The 18,639-nt window shown below is 71.8% G+C and carries 19 protein-coding genes; 13 read left to right on the top strand and 6 right to left on the bottom strand.

Going from position 1 to position 18,639, the window contains the following annotated elements:
• The first annotated feature begins 50 nt into the window (after positions 1 to 50).
• Positions 51 to 1,355, top strand: a complete 1,305-nt coding sequence (locus OG811_RS10055) for a glycosyltransferase (protein ID WP_406073637.1) — start codon at positions 51 to 53, stop codon at positions 1,353 to 1,355.
• 228 nt (positions 1,356 to 1,583) lie between these two features.
• Here the strand turns inward: OG811_RS10055 and OG811_RS10050 are convergent, their stop codons facing one another.
• From OG811_RS10050 to OG811_RS10040, 3 genes are read right to left on the bottom strand one after another with little or no spacing between them, the layout of a single operon-like run.
• Complete coding sequence (locus OG811_RS10050; RefSeq protein WP_406073636.1) at positions 1,584 to 2,306, bottom strand: CDP-alcohol phosphatidyltransferase family protein; 723 nt, start codon at positions 2,304 to 2,306, stop codon at positions 1,584 to 1,586.
• Positions 2,281 to 3,348, bottom strand: coding sequence for an iron-containing alcohol dehydrogenase family protein (locus OG811_RS10045; protein ID WP_406073635.1), 1,068 nt, complete (start codon positions 3,346 to 3,348; stop codon positions 2,281 to 2,283). Before OG811_RS10045 ends, OG811_RS10050 begins: the two co-directional genes overlap by 26 nt.
• On the bottom strand, positions 3,336 to 4,067 hold the full coding sequence (locus OG811_RS10040; protein WP_406073633.1) for a sugar phosphate nucleotidyltransferase: 732 nt from the start codon (positions 4,065 to 4,067) through the stop codon (positions 3,336 to 3,338). Before OG811_RS10040 ends, OG811_RS10045 begins: the two co-directional genes overlap by 13 nt.
• A 394-nt stretch (positions 4,068 to 4,461) precedes the next feature.
• On the opposite strand from OG811_RS10040, the gene OG811_RS10035 reads away from it, so the two are divergent.
• The 4 genes from OG811_RS10035 to corA all read left to right on the top strand — a co-directional run bounded on the left by OG811_RS10035 (position 4,462) and on the right by corA (position 8,095).
• Entirely contained in the window at positions 4,462 to 4,857 is a 396-nt protein-coding gene (locus OG811_RS10035; RefSeq protein ID WP_406073631.1) for a cyclic nucleotide-binding/CBS domain-containing protein, read from the top strand.
• Positions 4,858 to 4,969: 112 nt separating this feature from the next.
• A complete protein-coding gene (locus tag OG811_RS10030) occupies positions 4,970 to 5,428 on the top strand; it encodes an ester cyclase (RefSeq protein WP_406073630.1) in 459 nt (152 codons plus the stop codon).
• 106 nt (positions 5,429 to 5,534) lie between these two features.
• The gene (locus OG811_RS10025) at positions 5,535 to 6,629 is read left to right on the top strand and encodes a PLP-dependent aminotransferase family protein (RefSeq protein WP_406073628.1); all 1,095 of its coding nucleotides are present in this window, start codon (positions 5,535 to 5,537) and stop codon (positions 6,627 to 6,629) included.
• Between the two features lie 317 nt (positions 6,630 to 6,946).
• Positions 6,947 to 8,095 carry a magnesium/cobalt transporter CorA gene (gene corA / locus OG811_RS10020; RefSeq protein WP_406073626.1) on the top strand — a complete coding sequence of 383 codons (1,149 nt, stop codon included), beginning with the start codon at positions 6,947 to 6,949 and terminating at the stop codon, positions 8,093 to 8,095.
• Between the two features lie 137 nt (positions 8,096 to 8,232).
• Here corA and OG811_RS10015 read toward each other — a convergent pair whose 3' ends face one another.
• Positions 8,233 to 9,009, bottom strand: coding sequence for a hypothetical protein (locus OG811_RS10015; RefSeq protein ID WP_406073625.1), 777 nt, complete (start codon positions 9,007 to 9,009; stop codon positions 8,233 to 8,235).
• Between the two features lie 84 nt (positions 9,010 to 9,093).
• On the opposite strand from OG811_RS10015, the gene OG811_RS10010 reads away from it, so the two are divergent.
• Both OG811_RS10010 and OG811_RS10005 read left to right on the top strand, forming a co-directional pair.
• Positions 9,094 to 9,624, top strand: coding sequence for a peptidylprolyl isomerase (locus tag OG811_RS10010; protein WP_204942580.1), 531 nt, complete (start codon positions 9,094 to 9,096; stop codon positions 9,622 to 9,624).
• Between the two features lie 100 nt (positions 9,625 to 9,724).
• Complete coding sequence (locus OG811_RS10005; protein WP_406073622.1) at positions 9,725 to 10,636, top strand: rhomboid family intramembrane serine protease; 912 nt, start codon at positions 9,725 to 9,727, stop codon at positions 10,634 to 10,636.
• Positions 10,637 to 10,640: 4 nt separating this feature from the next.
• Here OG811_RS10005 and OG811_RS10000 read toward each other — a convergent pair whose 3' ends face one another.
• The gene (locus OG811_RS10000) at positions 10,641 to 11,069 is read right to left on the bottom strand and encodes a PH domain-containing protein (RefSeq protein ID WP_406073621.1); all 429 of its coding nucleotides are present in this window, start codon (positions 11,067 to 11,069) and stop codon (positions 10,641 to 10,643) included.
• Between the two features lie 118 nt (positions 11,070 to 11,187).
• Here OG811_RS10000 and OG811_RS09995 point away from each other — a divergent pair, with 118 nt between their 5' ends.
• The 6 genes from OG811_RS09995 to OG811_RS09970 all read left to right on the top strand — a co-directional run bounded on the left by OG811_RS09995 (position 11,188) and on the right by OG811_RS09970 (position 16,945).
• Positions 11,188 to 12,360 carry a thiolase family protein gene (locus OG811_RS09995; RefSeq protein ID WP_406073620.1) on the top strand — a complete coding sequence of 391 codons (1,173 nt, stop codon included), beginning with the start codon at positions 11,188 to 11,190 and terminating at the stop codon, positions 12,358 to 12,360.
• A 57-nt stretch (positions 12,361 to 12,417) separates the two neighbouring features.
• Complete coding sequence (locus OG811_RS09990) at positions 12,418 to 13,431, top strand: aminoglycoside phosphotransferase family protein (RefSeq protein ID WP_406073618.1); 1,014 nt, start codon at positions 12,418 to 12,420, stop codon at positions 13,429 to 13,431.
• Positions 13,432 to 13,542: 111 nt separating this feature from the next.
• Positions 13,543 to 14,055, top strand: coding sequence for a hypothetical protein (locus OG811_RS09985; RefSeq protein ID WP_406073616.1), 513 nt, complete (start codon positions 13,543 to 13,545; stop codon positions 14,053 to 14,055).
• A gap of 85 nt (positions 14,056 to 14,140) precedes the next feature.
• Positions 14,141 to 14,833, top strand: a complete 693-nt coding sequence (locus OG811_RS09980; RefSeq protein ID WP_406073615.1) for a response regulator transcription factor — start codon at positions 14,141 to 14,143, stop codon at positions 14,831 to 14,833.
• Positions 14,826 to 16,292 carry a histidine kinase dimerization/phospho-acceptor domain-containing protein gene (locus tag OG811_RS09975; RefSeq protein ID WP_406073613.1) on the top strand — a complete coding sequence of 489 codons (1,467 nt, stop codon included), beginning with the start codon at positions 14,826 to 14,828 and terminating at the stop codon, positions 16,290 to 16,292. The genes OG811_RS09980 and OG811_RS09975 overlap by 8 nt, the downstream gene beginning before the upstream one ends.
• A 56-nt stretch (positions 16,293 to 16,348) precedes the next feature.
• The gene (locus OG811_RS09970) at positions 16,349 to 16,945 is read left to right on the top strand and encodes a hypothetical protein (protein ID WP_406073611.1); all 597 of its coding nucleotides are present in this window, start codon (positions 16,349 to 16,351) and stop codon (positions 16,943 to 16,945) included.
• 39 nt (positions 16,946 to 16,984) lie between these two features.
• On the opposite strand, the gene OG811_RS09965 is transcribed toward OG811_RS09970, so the two are convergent.
• A complete protein-coding gene (locus tag OG811_RS09965) occupies positions 16,985 to 18,586 on the bottom strand; it encodes a ricin-type beta-trefoil lectin domain protein (protein ID WP_406073609.1) in 1,602 nt (533 codons plus the stop codon).
• Positions 18,587 to 18,639 lie beyond the last annotated feature (53 nt).

Here is an 18,639-nt window from a genome sequence, read left to right as displayed (position 1 = left end):
GCGAGGAATGAGCTTGCGAGTCCCGCAATCGCGAACGAAAGGCGAGCTCTGTGAGAATCGTGGTGGCGCACAACCGGTACCGGGAAGCCCAGCCCTCCGGTGAGAACACGATCGTCGATTTGGAGATCGCTCAGCTCACCGCCGCTGGCGTCGAGGTGCTGCCCTTCATCCGCAGTTCGGACGAGATCCCGTCGATGTCGAAGGCGGCGAAGGCGCTGCTGCCGATCTCGCCGATCTGGGCTCCGCGCGCCCAGCACGACCTGAGCCGGCTGCTCACCGAGCACCAACCGGACGTTCTGCACCTGCACAACCCGTACCCCCTGCTGTCGCCCTGGGTGGTGCGGACCGCGCACCGCCACGGCGTGCCGGTGGTGCAGACGGTGCACAACTACCGGCAGGTCTGCTCGTCGGGGATCTACTTCCGCGACGGCGTGATCTGCCAGGACTGCAAGGGCCGTGCGCTGGGCGTGCCGGCGATCAAGCATCGCTGCTACCGCGACTCGGCGGTGCAGAGCGCGTTGATGGCGACCACCCTGGCCGTGCACCGGGGCACCTGGCGGTCGGTGGATCGGTACATTGCGCTCACCTCGGCGATCGCCGATCACCTCCGTGACTACGGCATCCCGGACGACCGGATCGTGGTGAAGCCGAATTCCGTGCCCGACCCGGGCCGGCCGACACCGCTCGGTGACGGGTTCCTCTACATGGCCCGGCTCTCACCCGAGAAGGGCGTCGACCTGCTGCTGGACGCCTGGCGCCGGCACCCGGTCGGCGCACTGGGCACACTGCGCGTGGCGGGCGACGGCGAGCTGCGCCCGCTCGTCGAGGCGGCTGCCGCCGAGCGACCCGACGTGGTCTACCTCGGTCAGCTCGACCGGGCCGGCGTGCGGGCCGCGGTCGAGGCGAGCGCGGTGGTGATCGCCGCCGCCATGTGGCACGACGTGCTCCCGACCGTGATCATCGAGGCGATGGCGAGCGGCCGGCCGGTCCTCGGCACGGCGTTGGGCGGCATTCCGTACCTGGTCGGGGCCGACGCCCCGCACGAGCCCGCCGGCACCGGCCCCGCCGCGGTCGCCTCCGCGGTCGCCTCCGCGGTCGCCTCCGCGGTCGCCTCCGAGCCCGCCGGAGGTGGCCGAGTGTCGATGCCGGCCGGTGTGCGCACCGGGACCGCAGGCTGGGTGGTGTCGCCGGAGCCGGCCGCACTGGCCGCCGCGCTCCCCGTCGCCCGGGCCGGCGCCGCCGCCCTGGCCGGGCCGGCTCGGCTCCGCTACGAACAGACCTTCCACCCGGACGTGGTCACCAAGCGCCTCCTCGACATCTACGCCGGTCTGGCTCGCACCCCCACCCGCCCCTGAACCGCGCCCTGCCCTGCCCCGCGCCCTGTCTGCCCCGCCCCGCGCCGCGCCGCGCCGCGCCCCGTGCCGTGCCCCGCCGTGCCCTGCCCCCCGCCGATCTAGGGCGAATCGCAGTTATTGGAGATCAACTAACGACGATGTGCCCTAGATCGGCGCGGCGCGCCGTGGGCGGCGCGGGCGGCGCGGGCGGTGCGGTGCGGGGCGGCGCGGATGCGGGGCGCGGTGGGGTCAGCGGAGGGAGGCGCGGGCGGAGAAGGCGATGCTGGCGAGCAGGAAGCCGCCGTTGACGATGGTGAACGCGACCATCACCCAGAGGACCAGCGCGGGGGCTACGGCCAGCACCACGGCGGCCACGAAGATCACCGCGCCGTAGTCGCGGACCAGCTTCACCAGGCGAACCAGCAGCGAGGTCGAGGTGACCATGCTGGCTGCGTTCGGGCCGGCCTGCATCACCGAGGTGACCAGGTTGACCATCCAGGTGCCCGCGAACGTCGCCACCAGCCAGGTCGGGGTCGACGGCTCCTGCGCGACGGCGGTGGCGGCCAGGGCGGCGACCAGGGCGATCTGCGCCGCCACGTCGCAGAGCACGTCGACGCGGGCACCGGCCGCGCTGCCCTGGCCGGTCACCCGGGCCAGCTGCCCGTCGGCGCAGTCCAGCGAGTACGCCACCTGCCAGCCGACCAGGGCGAGCAGACCGACCACCCAGGCCGGTACGTCCCCGGCGGCGACCGGGCCGGCGAGCGCCACCACGGTGACCGAGGTGGCCAGCCCGAGCACCAGGTTGGTGATGGTCAGCGCGGTCGGGCGCAGCCCGAGCCGCTGGGCGACCAGCGCGAAGACGGCGCCCAGCCACTGGCTGATCGACTCGCTGAAGAGGCCGCCGCCCCGGTTCACCCGGTGGAAGTCGGCGACGGTGGGACGGGGGTCAGCCAAGCTGGTCGCGGATTGCACCGGCGTAGTCTGCCAGCCGCTCCCGCGTCTCGGTAGGCGACAGCGCCAGGTGCTCGAGGATGGTGTACCGGTCCGGTCGGGTACGCGGCGCGAACTGGACCGCCTCCATGAACTGGTCGTCGGTGAGCGCCACCTCGGCGGGGAGCCGGGGCAGACCGTGCCGGGCCAGGCAGGCCGACATCTCCCCGAAGCGGCGCAGATCCCCGCGCAGCCAGGTGCAGAACAGCGCACCCAGCCCGGCCAGCTCGCCGTGCGAGGCGGTGCCGGGGAAGAGCGCGTCGATGGCGTGCATGATCTCGTGGCAGCCGCCACTGCACGGGCGGCTGGTGCCCTCGATCGCCATCGCCAGGCCGCTGGAGATCAGCGCCTCGGCCAGCACGGTGACGAAGGCGTCGTCGCTCATGTCGCCCGGGTGGTTGAGCACCGCTTCGGCGCCCGCCCGGGAGAGCGAGGCGGCCAGGCCGTCGAACGGCTCGCCGCGTACCCGGCGGGCCAGTTCCCAGTCGGCAAGTGCGCTGATGTTGCTGATCACGTCGCCGATGCCGGCGCGGTTGTGCCGGTCCGGGCCGCTCTCCACGAAGTCCAGGTCGACGATCACCGCGATCGGGATGTGCACCCCGTAGGAGCCCTTGAGCCCATCGGTGATGAGGCTGGCCACCGGGGAGGCGATCCCGTCGTTGGCGAGGCTGGTCGCGACCGACACCATCGGCAGACCCCGGCGGGTCGCCGCGTACTTGGCCACGTCGATGGTCTTGCCGCCGCCGATCCCGACCACCGCGTCGTACGACCGGGCGCGAAGTTTTCCACCGAGGTCGTCGGCGGCGTCCAGGGTCCCCCCGGTGACGGTGAACACGTCGGCCGTCCGCAGCGACGGTCGGATCAGCTCCGCGATCTGGGCACCCTGACCTGGGCCGACCACCACCGCGACGTCACCGCCGGCGGAGATCCGCCCGTCGGCCAGGATCGCGGCCAGGTCGGCGACCGCCCCGCGCCGCACGTCGATGTGCAGCGGGGTCAGGACGCTCCGCGCTAGTAGCGGCACGCGATCTCCCGCGCGCGGGCCAGGTCGGCCTGGTTGTCGACCTCGACCCACGGGATGTCACCGATCGGCGCCGCCCGCACCTCCCCGCCCCGGTCGGAGAACTCCTGGTAGCCGTCCTCGTAGTAGAGGTTCGGGTCACGCCGCCAGGTCGCCTCCAGCGCATCGGCGAGGGCGTCGGCGACCTGCGGCTCGATCAGCGTGGCGCCGATGTACTCCCCGTACGCCTCGCCCGGGTCCATCACCTTGGTGATCCGGGTGAGCTGGCCGGCGGCGTCGAAGGTGGTCTTCATCTCCTCCTCGGCCAGCGGCTTGAGCGTGTCCACCGCGAGCAGGATGCCCGGCCCGCGCTCGGCGAGCAGGGTCTTCTCCACGCTCACCGGGTGCACGGTGTCCCCGTTTACCAGCAGCACCCCGCGCGCGAAGTACTCCCGGGCCAGCCAGAGCGAGTAGGCGTTGTTCCACTCCTCGGCCCTGTCGTTGTGGACCAGGGTGAGCGTGACCCCGTACCGCTTCTCCAGGTCGGCCTGCCGCTCCCGGACCGCGTCCGCCGCGTAGCCGACCACGATCACGACGTCGGTGAGCCCGACCTCGGCGAGGTTGCCCAGCGCGATGTCCAGGATCGTGGTCTCGCCGTCCACCGGCACCAACGCCTTCGGCAGGGTGTCGGTGTACGGGCGCAGCCGGCGTCCCGCTCCGGCCGCGAGCACCATTCCGATCATCGCGACATCCTCCCTCGTCCTGCTCCCCGTCACCGCTGGAGGATAGCGCCGGGTGGCCGCGCCGCTCCGGCCAACCGGGTCGGCCGGGCAACGCCGCCAGGTCGGCGAGCATGGTCAGCCGCTCCTCGGCACTGAGCGCGGCGTACGGGCCGGCCGCCCGTCGGTCGGTCTCCAGCTCGATGGCGAGCCGCTCGGGGCCGGCGGGCAGGGCGGCGCAGAGCGAGCCGCCCGGGCCGCGGTGGAGCATCCCGTGCGCCACCTGCCAGCTCGATGGTGTTCACAGACCGTTCGACCCGAGCGTCCGGTGGTTCGGCGATGTTCGGTCTTGTCCCGGAAACATCTACGGACCACCATGTCCGTACCGGATGCCACCGTCCCAAAGGGGTGATGCGTGATGCAGGTACGGGATGCGATGTCCAGCCAGGTCCTCGTCGTCGGTCCGGAGCACACGCTCCGTCAGGCGGCCCGGATGATGTCGGCCCGCGGTGTCGGGTCGGCGGTCGTGATCGATCCGGATTCCGAGGGCGTTGGGATCATGACCGAACGCGACGTGTTGAAGGCCATCGGCGCTGGCCTGGACTGCGACGTGGAACGCACCGGCGCCCACCTGACCTGGGACGTGGTCTACGCGGGCCCGGAGTGGACGGTGGCCGAGGCTGCCGCCGCGATGGCCCGGGGCGGGTTCCGGCACCTGGTGGTGCTGGACGGCCGAGAGGTGGCCGGGGTGATCTCTGTGCGGGACATCATGCGGGTCTGGTCGGAGAGCCAGGCCGCCATCGCCGCGACCTGACCGGGCGGGCGGGCGGGCCGGAATCTCGGCGCACGCAGGTGTGCCTGGCCGGATAGACGGGTAGGGATCCCTTGCGGGCGCGGAGATGCCGCGGCCCGCGGGGGAGGTCCCGATGCGCGACGCGGAGCGCCTGGTCGAGCAGCAGTACGCCATGCTCCTGCGTCGGGACGTGGCCCGCCTGCCGGATCTCTATGCCCCGGAGGCGTTCTACGCCATGCCGGGCGTGACCGTCCGTCCGATCGAGCTGCCCGCGCTCCTGCGGACCTGGACCGGCGCCTTTCCAGACCTGCGGGTCGACCCGCTGGGCACGGTCCGCACCGGCGGTGGTGCGGCCGTCGAGCTGCGCCTGACCGGTACCCACAGCGGCACGTTGCATTCGCCGTACGGCACCGTCGCGCCCACCGGCCGGGTGGTGAGCTGGGAGGTGGCCGACGTGGTCCGGGCCCGCAAGGGTCGGATCACCGCCTGGCGCTCCTACTTCGACTGGAGCCAGCTCCTCGATGCGCTCGGCGTGCAGCTGGAGGGACTTTCCCGGGCGGCGCACCACGACGCGCTCGCCCTTCCGGTCTGATCTGCCGCCGACCGGTGGAGTCGGGTCACCCGACCCGGTGGCTCAGGATGCGGACATCGCCGTGCCGTCGGCGCGTCCCCCGCCGCCGCCCGTACGCTCAACATCCATGACCGCCGAGCAGTTGATCTCCTTTGCCCGTGGGGCTCCTTCGCTGGACATCGTCGACGTCGAGGGGCTCAAGGCCGCCGCCGTCCGCGCCTTCGACGCCGACCCTGCAGGGGTCACGGCGTACGGCACCTCCGTCGGCTACGTTCCGCTGCGTAAGTGGATCGCCGAGAAGCACGGGGTCGAAGTCGACCAGGTGTTGGTGACCAACGGGTCGCTCCAGGCCGACGCGTTCCTCTTCGACCACCTGATCCGCCCCGGCGACGCGGTGGTGGTGGAACGCCCGACGTACGACCGGACGCTGCTCAACCTCCAGCGGATGGGCAGTGAGCTGCACGGCATCTCCGTCCAGCCGGACGGCCTCGACACCGCCGAGCTGCGCAAGCTGCTGGAGTCCGGGGTCCGCCCCCGGCTCGCGCACGTCATCCCGAACTACCAGAACCCGGCCGGCGTGACGCTGTCGCTGGAGAAGCGCCGGGAGTTGCTCGACCTGGCCGCCGAGTACGAGTTCACGATCTTCGAGGACGACCCGTACGCGGACGTCCGCTTCCGTGGTGACGCACTGCCGTCGATGCTCTCGCTGGACACCCGCAACGTGGTGGTGCACGCGTCGAGCTTCACCAAGACGGTCTGCCCGGGTGTGCGGGTCGGTTACCTGATCGGCCCGGCGGACCTGATCGCCGACATCGCCAAGAATGCGACGAGCCTCTACATCTCGCCCGGCATGGTGTCGCAGGCGATCGTGCACCAGTTCTGCGTCTCCGGTGACATCGACCGCTCGATCGAGACCGTACGCGCGGCGCTGGGCGAGCGAGCCCGGGTGCTCGCCGAGTCGCTGCGCCGGCACCTGCCGCAGGCCCGGTTCGTGGAGCCCGACGGCGGCTATTTCCTCTGGGTGGAGTTCCCGGAGGACGTCCTGGTGGACCGGCTCGCCCCGGCGGCGGCCGAGCGCGGCGTCGCCGTGGTCAAGGGCAGCGACTTCGTGCTGGATGGTGGGCGGCATGCCCTTCGACTGGCGTTCTCGGCGGTGACCGCCGACCGGATCGACGAGGGCGTTCGCCGCCTCGCGGAGGCCGTCGAAGCCGTCCGCGGCTGATTCGCCTGTCGGGTTCCCGACAGAATGACGATGCCGGCCGTCCCGGGCCTCCGCCCGGGCGGCCGGCGGCCCACAATGCTGCGAGCGTCACCCGTCAGGTGTAGTGGAGATCACCGCCCAGCCTCCAGGCTGGGCGACCCGGATGACGCGGCAGCACTACCCCCGCCCCCACCGGCGCCGGGTGGGCCGTGTCGTCCCCGCACCCCCCGATGCGGCCCGGCCCACCCGGCGCCGCCCCCGCGCGACCGCCGTCACACGTGTCCTCGACCGCAGGCGGCGTAGCCTGCAAGCCGCAGCTGAGCGCGGGAGGTGACGCGATGACGGATCGGACAGAGCGGGACCGGACGGCACCGTCGACGACCGGTCGGGTGCTACGACCTCGGGCGTGGCCGTCGCCGGTCCGGGCGATGACCCGGATCCTCAACGCCGACGGCTCGCCGCCCGCGCCGACCCCCGCTGGCACCGACCGCAGCGCCGTGGTCGACTGCGCGCTCTACGTCGACGGCAAGCGGCAACCCGGCGACTGGACGTACGCGGACGCGCTGGCCGCGGCCCGCCGCGTGGAGCACGGCTTCGTCTGGATCGGTCTGCACCAGCCGGAGCTGGCCGAGATGACCGCCATCGCGGAGACCTACGGCCTGCACGAACTCGCCGTCGAGGACGCGGTGAAGGCCGAGCAGCGCCCCAAGCTGGAGCGGTTCGGCGATGTCGTCTTCCTGGTGCTGCGCACCGCCCGATACTGCGAGCACGCCGAGCTGACCGAGAACTCCGAGGTCGTGGAGACCGGCCAGGTGATGCTCTTCATCGGCCCGAACTTCGTGATCAGCGTCCGGCACGGTGATGCCTGCCAGCTCGCCCCGATCCGCGCCGACCTGGAGACCAAGCAGGATCTGCTGCTCCAGGGCCCGTGGGCGGTGGCGTACGGGGTGACCGACCGGGTGGTCGACCTCTACCTGGAGGTCGCCGACCAGCTTGAGGATGACCTGGACGTGCTGGAGGCCGACGTCTTCGACCGCCACAGCCATGGGCGGATCCAGCGGATCTATCAGATGAAGCGGGAGTTGGTGGAGTTCAAGCGGGCAGTGGTGCCGCTGCAACGACCGCTGATGGCGCTGACCTCGCAGGTCAACCGTGAGGTGCCCAAGGAGATCCGGCGTTACTTCCGGGACGTGCAGGACCACCTGAGCCGCACCGTGGAGCAGGTGAACTCCTACGATGACCTGCTGAACTCGATCCTCCAGGCGCGGCTCGCCCAGGTCACCGTCGACCAGAACAACGACATGCGCAAGATTGCCGCCTGGGCCGGCATCGCCGCGGTGTGGACCGCCATCGCGGGCATCTACGGGATGAACTTCGACAACATGCCCGAGCTGAAGATGACGTACGGCTATCCGGTGGTCCTGGCCCTCATGCTCGGTGTCTCGCTGGCCCTCTACCGCTGGTTCCGCCGCAACGGCTGGCTCTGACCGCGAGGCGGCCGGCCCTGACCGGCAGGCGCAGCCGCCCGGCACGCGGAAGCGCCAGTGCGGGAACGCCCGGCACGCGGAAGCGCCAGCGAGCGGGGTGGCCCCGCGCCGCTGGCGCTCGCTGCGCTGTCGCTGGGTCAGCGGCGGCCGTTGGTGCGGGCCGTGTTCTTGCCCAGCGCCTTGGCGAGGTCGTCGGTCGGCCGACCGGAGACGTCCGTGGCACCTTCGGCAACCGACGGGACCTTGTCGGTCGGGCGGATACCGGTCTGCTTGGCCGTGCCGGTGGTGCTGGCGCTCGTGCCGCCGGCCGCCGCTGAGCTGCCCGCACCGGTCATCGCAGCCGCACCGGTCATGGCGGACCCGTCGGTCCCCTTGGTGGCGGACGGCGTCCGCACCTCGATCGAGTCGACCTCGTCGTGCATCGGCTCCAGGGTGCGGGTCGGGTCGTATTCGGCCCACTCCTGCTGCTCCCGTCGGCGACGCAGGGCGACCGCGCCGGCCAGGCCGGCGATGGCACCCGCCGCCAACAGGCCGGTCATCATCGAGCCGCGACGGCGCGGCTGCTTCTTCTTACCGGTGATCCGCATGGTCTTCGACCTGGCCTTCCTGGTCAGCGGCCCTGCCTGCGTGGCGCCGTCACGGGCCGCCGCCGCCAGCGGTGCCAGCGTGGTGAGAGTCGTCCCCCAGCCGGTCGACGCGCGGTCGCGTACCTTCGCCGCGGCCGGCCCGACGTAGCCCCGGGCCACCTGGACCCCCGGGCCGACGGTTGCGCCGGCACCCTTCGCGGCGTGATTGGCTGCCTGCACCAGGTGGCTGATGCTCTGGTTCAGCTCGGCCAAGGCCTGCTGCCCCTGGGACTTACGCCGCCCGAATCCAAACACGGTCCTACCTCCTGGGAGTTGTTCCTTCGTCATCCTCCACCTTCGGATGCCTCCGCGATGCCAGATCGGGCACATGGGAGGATCCGCATGGAACTGACCAACAAGTGAGGAGTACCCGTGGCCGAGGCTGTCTACGCCACCCTGCACACCAACGCTGGCCCGATCCGGCTGGAGCTCTTCCCCAACCACGCGCCGAAGACCGTCCGCAACTTCGTCGACCTGGCCGAGGGCAACCGGGAGTACACCGACCCGCGCACCGGTCAGCCGGGCAGTGGTCCGTACTACGACGGCACCATCTCGCACCGGGTGATCAGCGGTTTCATGGTCCAGATGGGCGACCCGACCGGCACCGGTCGGGGCGGGCCGGGTTACAAGTTCGCCGACGAGTTCCACCCGGAGCTGCGCTTCGACCGGCCCTACCTGCTGGCGATGGCGAACGCTGGACCGGGCACCAACGGTTCGCAGTTCTTCATCACCGTGTCCCCGACGCCGCACCTCAACAACCGGCACACCATCTTCGGCCAGGTTGCCGACGAGCAGTCGGTGAAGATCGTCGACTCGATCGCGAGCACCCCGACCGGCCCGAGCGACCGTCCGCTCCAGGACGTCGTCATCGAGCGGGTCGAGATCGAGCGGTCTGCTGCCTGACCGACCGGCGAGGTACCTTTGCTCGCATGATTGAGCGCTCCGGAACACCGCACCGGCTGGCGCCGGTGGATCGCGCTGCGGTGGACGGAGGGTCGACCCGGTGAGCGAGTCCCCTCCGACCGCCCCGGCCTGCTACCGGCACCCAGGTCGGGAGACCTATGTCCGGTGCACCCGCTGCGACCGGCCGATCTGCCCGGACTGCATGCGGGAGGCGTCCGTCGGGCACCAGTGCCCGGAGTGCGTCAACGAGGGACGTCGCAGTGTCCGGCCGGCGCGCACCGCCTTCGGTGGCGGTGCGGCCGGCCGGCACGGCTATGTCACCAAGGCGCTGATCGCCGTGAACGTGCTGATCATGCTGCTCTCCATCGCCTCCGACCGGGGTGGGGACGCGGCGGTGGGCGGTTCCGGCTTCGGCGGCCTGATGGGTGGCAGCACCCCGCTGACCAACTGGGGGTCGGTGCTCGGGCTGGCGGTCTTCCCTGACGGCACGCTCGGCGGCATCGCGGACGGCCAGTGGTACCGGCTGGTCACCGCCATGTTCCTGCACTACGGCGTCCTTCACCTGCTGCTCAACATGTGGGCGCTGTGGGTGCTCGGCCGATCGCTGGAGGCCAACCTCGGGCGGGTGCGGTTCGCCGCGCTCTATCTGATCGCGGGCCTCGGCGGCAACGTGGCCGCCTACCTGTTCAGCGCCCAGAACTCCGCCACCGCCGGCGCGTCGACCGCCGTCTTCGGGCTCTTCGCCGCGCTGATCATCATCGAGCGCAAGATGGGCCGGGACATCTCCCAGATCATCCCGATCCTGGTGATCAACCTGGTGTTCACGCTGGCTGTGCCGGGCATCTCGATTCCGGGGCACCTGGGTGGCCTGGTGGTCGGTGGGGCGATGGCGCTGGTGCTCGCGTACGCACCGCGCGGCCGACGCACGTTGGTGCAGGTCGCCGGCGGTGCGATCATCCTGCTGATCCTGCTCGCGCTGGTGCTCTTCCGGACCGCCTACCTGCTCGGCTGACAGATCAAGGGTTCGGGCGGGCGTCCCGCAGTGCGGCGGCCACCTCCTCCGGGGTGGCTCCCAGGTCGTACCGACCGAACAGGTGCAGTGAGTTGCCCGCGTCGATTTCCAGGATTTCGCTGGTCAGCCCCAACCGTGGCCGACGGTCCACGGTGATCGCCTCGACCGCCGACCAGGGCAGCAGCCGCCGGCCCGCGAATCCGTGGATGACGGTGAGCCCTGCGGCGTCCACCGCCAACCGGACCGGCACGACCAGGTCGCGTACCGCCCAGCCGGCCAGCAGGGCGGCGGCCAGGACGGCCAGCGCCAGGCGGACCGGGTCGCCGTCGGCGAAGAGCAGCCCGAGCGCGACCAGCAGGACCGCGCCGGCCAGCTTCGCGGCGGGCAGGCTCGCCGGCACCCGCCACTGCCGTACGGGGGAGATCTCATCCACCCGCCCAGCATGCCAGCGGCCGTCGGGCGCTGGGGGTGCAGGCACCTCGACGCCTGGGCGGACGGCCGGTCCAGCAACGAAGTAGGATCGGGGCAGCCCAAGTTACCGGGGAGTAAACATGAGTGACGCGGTCATCGTCGGCGCGGTACGGACCCCGGTCGGGCGGCGCAAGGGCAGCCTCGCCAGCGTCCACCCGGTCGATCTCTCGGCGCACGTGCTGCGCGCCCTCGCCGAGCGCACCGGGCTCGACCCGGAGCAGGTCGACGACGTCTTCTGGGGCTGCGTGTCCCAGGTCGGCGAGCAATCGTGGAACATCGCCCGCAACGGCGTGCTCGCCGCCGGCTGGCCCGAGACGGTGCCCGGCACGACCCTGGACCGGCAGTGCGGTTCCAGCCAGCAGGCACTGCACTTCGCCGCCGCGACGGTGCTCTCCGGCCAGGCCGACCTGGTGGTCGCCGGTGGGGTGGAGTCGATGACCCGCGTGCCGATGGGTTCCAGTGTGGCTGGCGGCATGCCCTTCAGCGACCAGTTGCGCGCCCGCTACCGGGGCGTCGAGGGCTTCGCCGACGACGCGCCGCTGCCGTTCAACCAGGGGGTCGGGGCCGAGCTGATCGCCCAGCGGTGGCGCCTCTCGCGTACGCAGCTGGACGAGTTTGCGCTGGCCAGCCACGAGAAGGCGGCCGCCGCGCAGGACGCCGGCGCGTTCGATCCGGAGCTGACGCCGGTGCCGCTCGCCGATGGTGGCAAGTTCGCCGCCGACGAGGGCATCCGTCGGGAGACCTCGCTGGAGAAGCTCGGCGAGCTGGCCACCCCGTTCCGCGCCGACGGTGTGGTGACCGCCGGGTCCGCGTCCCAGATCTCCGACGGCGCCGCGGCCCTCGCGGTGACCACCTCCGAATGGGCCAGCCGGCACGGCCTGCGGCCGCTTGCCCGCATCCACACCGCCGTGGTCGCCGCCGACGACCCGGTCACCATGCTCACCGCACCCATCCCGGCCACCGCGAAGGCGCTGCGCCGCGCGGGGCTGGGCATCGAGGAGATCGGGGTGTACGAGGTGAACGAGGCGTTCGCGCCGGTGCCGCTGGCCTGGCTGGCGGAGACCGAGGCGGACCCGGAGCGGCTCAACCCGCGCGGTGGGGCGATCGCCCTCGGTCACCCGCTCGGTGGCTCCGGTGCCCGGATCATGACGACGATGCTTCAGCACATGCGGGACAACGGCATCCGCTACGGTCTGCAGACCATGTGCGAGGGCGGCGGCATGGCCAACGCCACCATCGTCGAGCTGGTCTGACGCCCCGGCCAGGAAAACGCCTCGCCCGGCCCGGGAAGGCCGCCTAGGGTGCCCAGCGTGACGACGATCGCCGGTGAGCGCGCCCCCGAGTGGTCCAGCGAGCAGTGGCAGGTGCGGGCCCGGTCCTGGGTCGACGCGCAGCTGAGCCGAGCCGGCCGGCGGGTGACCGGGCTGGTGGAGCCCAGGGTGCGTCCCTGGTCGCTGGTGTGGCGGGTGCCCACCGACGACGGCCCGGTCTGGTTCAAGGCCAACAACCCGGGCACGGTGCACGAGACCGTCCTGATCGCGACGCTCGCCGAGCTGACGCCCGATCGGGTGCTGACACCGATCGCGGTGGACCCGGTCCAGGGCTGGTCGCTGCTGCCCGACGGCGGCGATTCGTTGCGCGACGTGCTGGGACGTGAGCCCGATCTGGCGCACTGGGAGCGGGCGCTGTCCGGGTACGCGGCGCTCCAACTGGCCACCGCGCAGCGTGCCGACGAGTTGGTCGCTCTGGGCGTGCCGGACCACCGCCCCGAGCTGCTGGCCGGGCTGCTCGCCGAGCTCCTCGACGATCGTGAGGCACTGCTGATCGGTGCCGAGGGCGGGCTCAGCCCGGACCTGCACGAGCGGCTGCGGGCGGAGGTGCCGTCGTACGCGCAGCGGTGCCGCCGGCTCGCCGACATCGGCATTCCGGCCATGGTGCAACACGACGACCTGCACGACGGCAACGTCTTCGCCGCTGGGGACGGGTATCGCTATTTCGACTGGGGCGACGCCTCGGTGGCGCACCCGTTCGGCACGCTGCTGGTGACCCTGCGCTCCATCGGGCACGCCAAGAAGCTGGCAGCCGACGACGCCCGGCTGGCTCGGTTGCGCGACGCCTACCTGGAGGCGTGGACCGACCGGTACGACCGTCGGACTCTCGTCGAGGCCGCCGACCTCGCGATCAGCCTGGGACCGGTGAGCCGATCGCTCTCCTGGCGTCGCGCCCTGGACACCGTCGACGAGTCCCGCACCGAGTACGCCGACGCGGTTCCCGGCTGGCTGGAGGAGTTGTTCGCCGCCAACCCCCTCCAGCCCGACTCCTGACCATGATCCGTCGGAGTCGGAAGTCGGACAGGCAGTGCGACCCGCCGCGTGGAACTTCCAAAAAACCGGCATGACCCACGTCACCCCGCTGGGAAGGTCGTTGGGCACGTCATGGACGTCTTCTCCCGAACGTTCCTTCCCGCCGCCGCTGAGGCTGGCCTGGCCGTGCAGACCGTGAGCCGGCACATGCCGGTCTTCCGGCGCTGTGTCGGCTCCGGTGACGCCACCATCCTGGTCACCCGTTGCAGCCGTGCCGACCGCCCGGTCACCGGCGACTACCTGCTGCTGCTCACCCACCGCAGCCTGGTGGTGACCCAGCAGACCCGACTGCTGCACCGACTGCGCCTGCACCTCAACACCGAGTTGCGCGAGCTGAGCAACGTGACCTGGAGCCCGGACCCGCGGCTGCACTCGGTCGAGCTGGCGGCCACCGCGATCGACGGGATCCGTGAGCGGTTCCTGATCCGTACGAGTCACCCGAAGCGGGTCTGGCAGCTCGACGCGTTGCTCAACCACGCGTTCCGGACCCGCCTACGGATGCCCCGTGAGCGGATCGTCGCCACCATCGGTGACGCGCCGGTCGCCGTGCGGCCCAGCGTGTTCCGTCCCGCTGTGGTGAGCTGACGCCCCACCGGGTTCGGCGCCGTCTTTACCGAACCCGAACACGCACCGATCGCGCCGAGCCCGCCGGGTCGGCAATCATGGGCCGGTGACCGTCGAACCGCCGCACCGCGGGCTCGTCCTCGTGGTCGAGGACGAGCGGGCCATCGCCGACCTGGTCCGGTTGTACCTGACCCGCGACGGGTTCGGCGTCCACCTGGAACGCGACGGTGACGCTGGCCTGAGCGCCGCCCGCCGACTGCGCCCGGTGGCCTGCGTCCTGGACATCGCGCTGCCGGGCCTGCCCGGCACCGAGATCTGCCGCCGGCTGCGCGAGGACGGTGACTGGACCCCGGTCATCTTCCTCACCGCCCGGGACGACGAGGTGGATCGGATCGTCGGCCTGGAGTTGGGCGCCGACGACTACGTCACCAAGCCGTTCAGCCCACGGGAGCTGGTCGCCCGGGTACGCGCGGTGCTGCGCCGTTCCGCCGGCGGCCCGGTGGGCGCGGACCGGCCGCGCGTCGTCGGCCCGGTGACGCTCGACCCGGCCCGCCGGACGGTGACCGCCGCAGGCGTCCCGGTGCAGCTCACCTCCACCGAGTTCGACCTGCTGGCCTACCTGATGTCCCGGCCGGGCCGGGTCTTCAGCCGGGAGGAGTTGCTGGCCGGGGTCTGGGGTTACGCGGCGCACGCCGGCACTCGCACCGTTGACGTGCACGTCGCCCAGGTGCGGGCGAAGCTCGGCCCTACCAGCGTGATCCGGACCCATCGCGGCGTGGGGTACGCGGTCGATGCCTGACCATTCCGGGCGCGCCGAGCCGCCGACCATGGCCCTGCCGGTGGTCGGCACCCGCCCACCGCCGGCACCTCGACGTAGCCGGTTCGGCCGTACGCTGACCGCTCGGGCGGTGCTGGTCACCTGCGCGGTGGCGCTGGTGTCGGTGCTGGTCACCGCGATCGTCGCGGTGCCGTTGGCGATCCGCGGCGCGGAGCGACGCGATCAGGAGGCGCTCTCCGCGCAGGCTCGGCTCGCCGCCGAGGTGTTGCGGACCCGCCTGGACCGGGGTCGCAGCGCCGACGAGGAGCGGCTCATCCAGCAACTGCGCAACCAGGGCATCGACGCGTACCTGATCAGGCGCGGGGTGGTCGACCGGCCGGGCCTGCCAGCCCGGGTGGTGCAGCGGATCGAGCAGGGCCGCAACGTGTCGGTCCGGCGCCCTGTCAACGGCAAACGTGCCCTGGTCGAGGGCCGGGCGTTGGCAGGCGGTAACGGGGTGGTGCTCTCCCGTCCCTCGGCGAACGGGCTGTGGACCCAGGTGCTGCTCAGCCTCTGGTTGCCGCTCCTGGCCGGGTTGGCCGCCGGTGTGGTGGCGGGGCTGCTGCTGGCCCGCCGGCTGGCCCGGCCGATCCGCGTCGCGGCCACCGCCGCCGCCCGGCTACGTGCCGGCGACCGTGCCGTCCGGGTGCCGGTCGAGCCGCCGGACGAGGTCGCCGACCTGGCCGAGGCGTTGAACGGGTTGGCCGGCGCGCTGGCAACCAGCGAGGGCCGACAGCGGGAGTTCCTGCTGTCCGTCTCGCACGAACTGCGCACCCCGCTGACCGCGATCCGGGGGTACGCCGAGGCGCTCGCCGACGGGGTGCTCGGCGCGGATGACACCGTCGACACCGGCCGGACGATGCTGGCCGAGGCCCAACACCTGGACCGGCTGATCGGCGATCTGCTGGCGCTGGCTCGGCTGGAGGCCGCCGACTTTCCTCTCGAACCGGTGCCGGTGGACCTGACCCAGTTGGCCCTGGACGCGGAGCCGACCTGGTCCGGCCGGTGCGCGGCCGTGGGGGTGCCGTTCCGGGTGGAGACGCCCGGTCAGCCGGTGCCCGCGTACACCGATCCCGGGCGGATCCGGCAGGTGCTGGACGGGTTGCTGGAGAACGCGCTCCGGGTCGTACCCCCGGGGTCGCCGGTGGTGCTCGCGGTCCGGCCGGCTGGCGCGGATCCGGCCTTCGGCGGTGTGTTGGAGGTCCGGGACGGCGGGCCCGGCTTCACCGACGACGACCTGGCGGTGGCGTTCGAACGCGGTGCGCTGCACCAGCGCTACCGGGGAGTGCGCAAGGTGGGCAGCGGTCTGGGCCTGGCGCTGGCCGCTGGGCTGGTCCGCCGACTGGGCGGGGAGATCGCCGCAGGGCACGCACCGGAGGGCGGTGCCGCCTTCACGGTCCGGCTGCCCGGTGATCCTTACCTGGCTCGAACATCGGCCTGACGCTGCGCTCGTCATCGGAGGGGATGCTTTGGCCTCCACGGACGAGAGGGAACGTCATGCCACGTTGGGGATTTGCCACCGGCACCACGGCATTACTGGCGGCTGTCGCGCTCGGTCTCACCGGCTGCGGTGCGGCCGAGGTGGCCAGCCAGCCCGCTCGGGAGGCCGCTGTCGAGGTCGCCGCCGCGCTGGGTGTGGAGGGCCAGGCGCTGGCCGCGATGGGCTTCGACGCCAACGACCTGGACGTGCAGACCGTCGCCGCGCCGGCCACCCCGGCGCCGGGTGCCGCACCCACGGCCCAGGACAAGGCCCGGGAGAAGCGCGGCGAGGAGTGGCGCAAGCGCCGCCAGGCCCGCGTACTGCTGCGCAAGAACACCCTGCACGGTGAGGCGGTGGTGCAGACCAAGGACGGTACGCAGACCGTCGTCGTGCAGCGCGGCGAGGTGACCGCGATCGACGGCGACTCGATGACCGTCAAGTCCACCGACGGCTTCACCATGACCTGGACCTTTGGCGCCGACCTGCGGGTCGTCGAGCGGCGCGCGACCGTGCAGCCGAGCGAGGTCAAGGTCGGCGCGACGCTCGGCGTCGCCGGCGCGAAGGACGGCGACAAGGGTGTGGCCCGACTCGTCCTCATCCCCCGCACGAAGTGAAACGAGGGGCCCCTGTGTCGAGCAGGGGCCCCTCGTTCGTCAGTAGACGCGGGAGCCGATGAAGTCGTCGTGACCGTAGCCGACCGGATTGGCGGCGGTACGGGACTCGAACGACCACTGTTGCCGGGTGCTGCTGGAGCACCCGGTCAACCGCAGCCGAGGGGTGCCCAGCCAGGGGCTGTCGAACGCCACGCAGAGGTTGCTCGCCGCAGCCGGCTTGAGCTGGTTGCCGGCGAAGACGAACTGCTGGGCGGCGCTGCCGTTGCAGTCGTAGATGTTGACCGCGGTGCCGGAGGTCATCGAGCTGTTGGCGACGTCGAGGCAGCGGTCGTGGGAGAGCTCCGAGTGCAGCGACCGCCGGTTCTGGTCGTACCAGAAGCCCTGGTTACGCCCACCGTGGCAGGAGTACGGCTGCTGCACGGTGCCGTTGCGGGAGTCGTACCCCTTGCCGTCGACGCAGGTGCCGGTGGCCAGGTTGCGCAGCTGCTTGAACTCCAGCAGCCCCGGGTAGAGCACGCCGCCGCCGGTGCTGGCCGGGTCGACGCAGCTGGCCCGATCCTGGCCGGAGTTCCAGAACTGGGTGATGCACTGGGCGAACATGCCGTGCCCACGGGCGTTGGGGTGGAACGACTGGCGGGCGGCGTTCTCGTTCCAGATCCCGATCTCGATGAAGAGGCCGCGGACCGAGGTGTTGTCGGTGCACACCTCGTGCCCGTGGAAGAGCCGGCTGGCGTCCAGGTAGCGGGTGCCGGTGTTCGCCGCAGCCGACCGCAGCGCCGACTCGAACAGCGGCACCGCCTTGTTCCGGGCGAACGCGGCGTCGGCCAGGTAGAGCAGGCAGCCGCCGGAGTACCAGCCGGGGAAGTTCGGGTTGTCCTCCACGTCGGGACTGCCCGGGCTCGGGTACGACATCAGCACCAGCTCGTAGTCCGACCGCAGGTAGCCGGCGTTGGTCATGGTCTTCCGGATGTCGGTGAGCGCCGATTCCACGGCTTGCCGGCTGCCGTCGGTGCGGATCGTCCACTGGTCGGTGTAGGTGGGGTAGCAGACCCCCTGGAACAGGACCCGGCGGATGGCGCAGTCGGTGGCGACCGGTCCGAACTGGATGGTGCCGTCACCGTTCGCGCCGACCACCACCCAGATCAGCTTCACGTGCGTGTTGCGCGCCTTGATGCCCAGGTAGTCGCCCTGGTTCAGCTCGTTGTGCTGAGTCGGGCCGCCGGCGATGAGGTTCCACGGGGTGGCACCGGAGCAGGCGATGTTGTACTGCGCGTCGGACGTGATGCCGGTGCGGAACACCGCCTGGTCGTACGAGCGGTCGCACCAGTTGCCGTCCTGGTGGGTGCCGGGGACGTAGTTGCCGACTCCTTCGCCGGAGATCTCGCTGTCGCCCATGGTGATCAGCGCGGTGCGGCGTTGGTCGATCGGGCGGATCTGCGGGCTGCCGTAGAGGGCGGTGGCTTCGGCGGCCCGGATGGCCTCAAGGTTGGCGGGGAGTGGTTGGACGGCCGGACGGTCGGCGGCGCTGGCGGGGGCGGCGGGCCCGGCGAGCATCGGTAGGACGAGAGCGGCGACGGCGACGGCGACGGTGATGGCCCGTCGTCGGGTCGCGCGTTCGGGCCTGGCGGGGATTGCAGGCATCGACGCACTCCTTTCGCCTCAATCGCAGGACGTCGATTGAGTTACCAGACGGT

Source organism: Micromonospora sp. NBC_01638, assembly GCF_045209745.1.
Classification (GTDB): Bacteria; Actinomycetota; Actinomycetes; order Mycobacteriales; family Micromonosporaceae; genus Micromonospora.
This window is presented reverse-complemented; position numbering and strand designations above follow the sequence as displayed.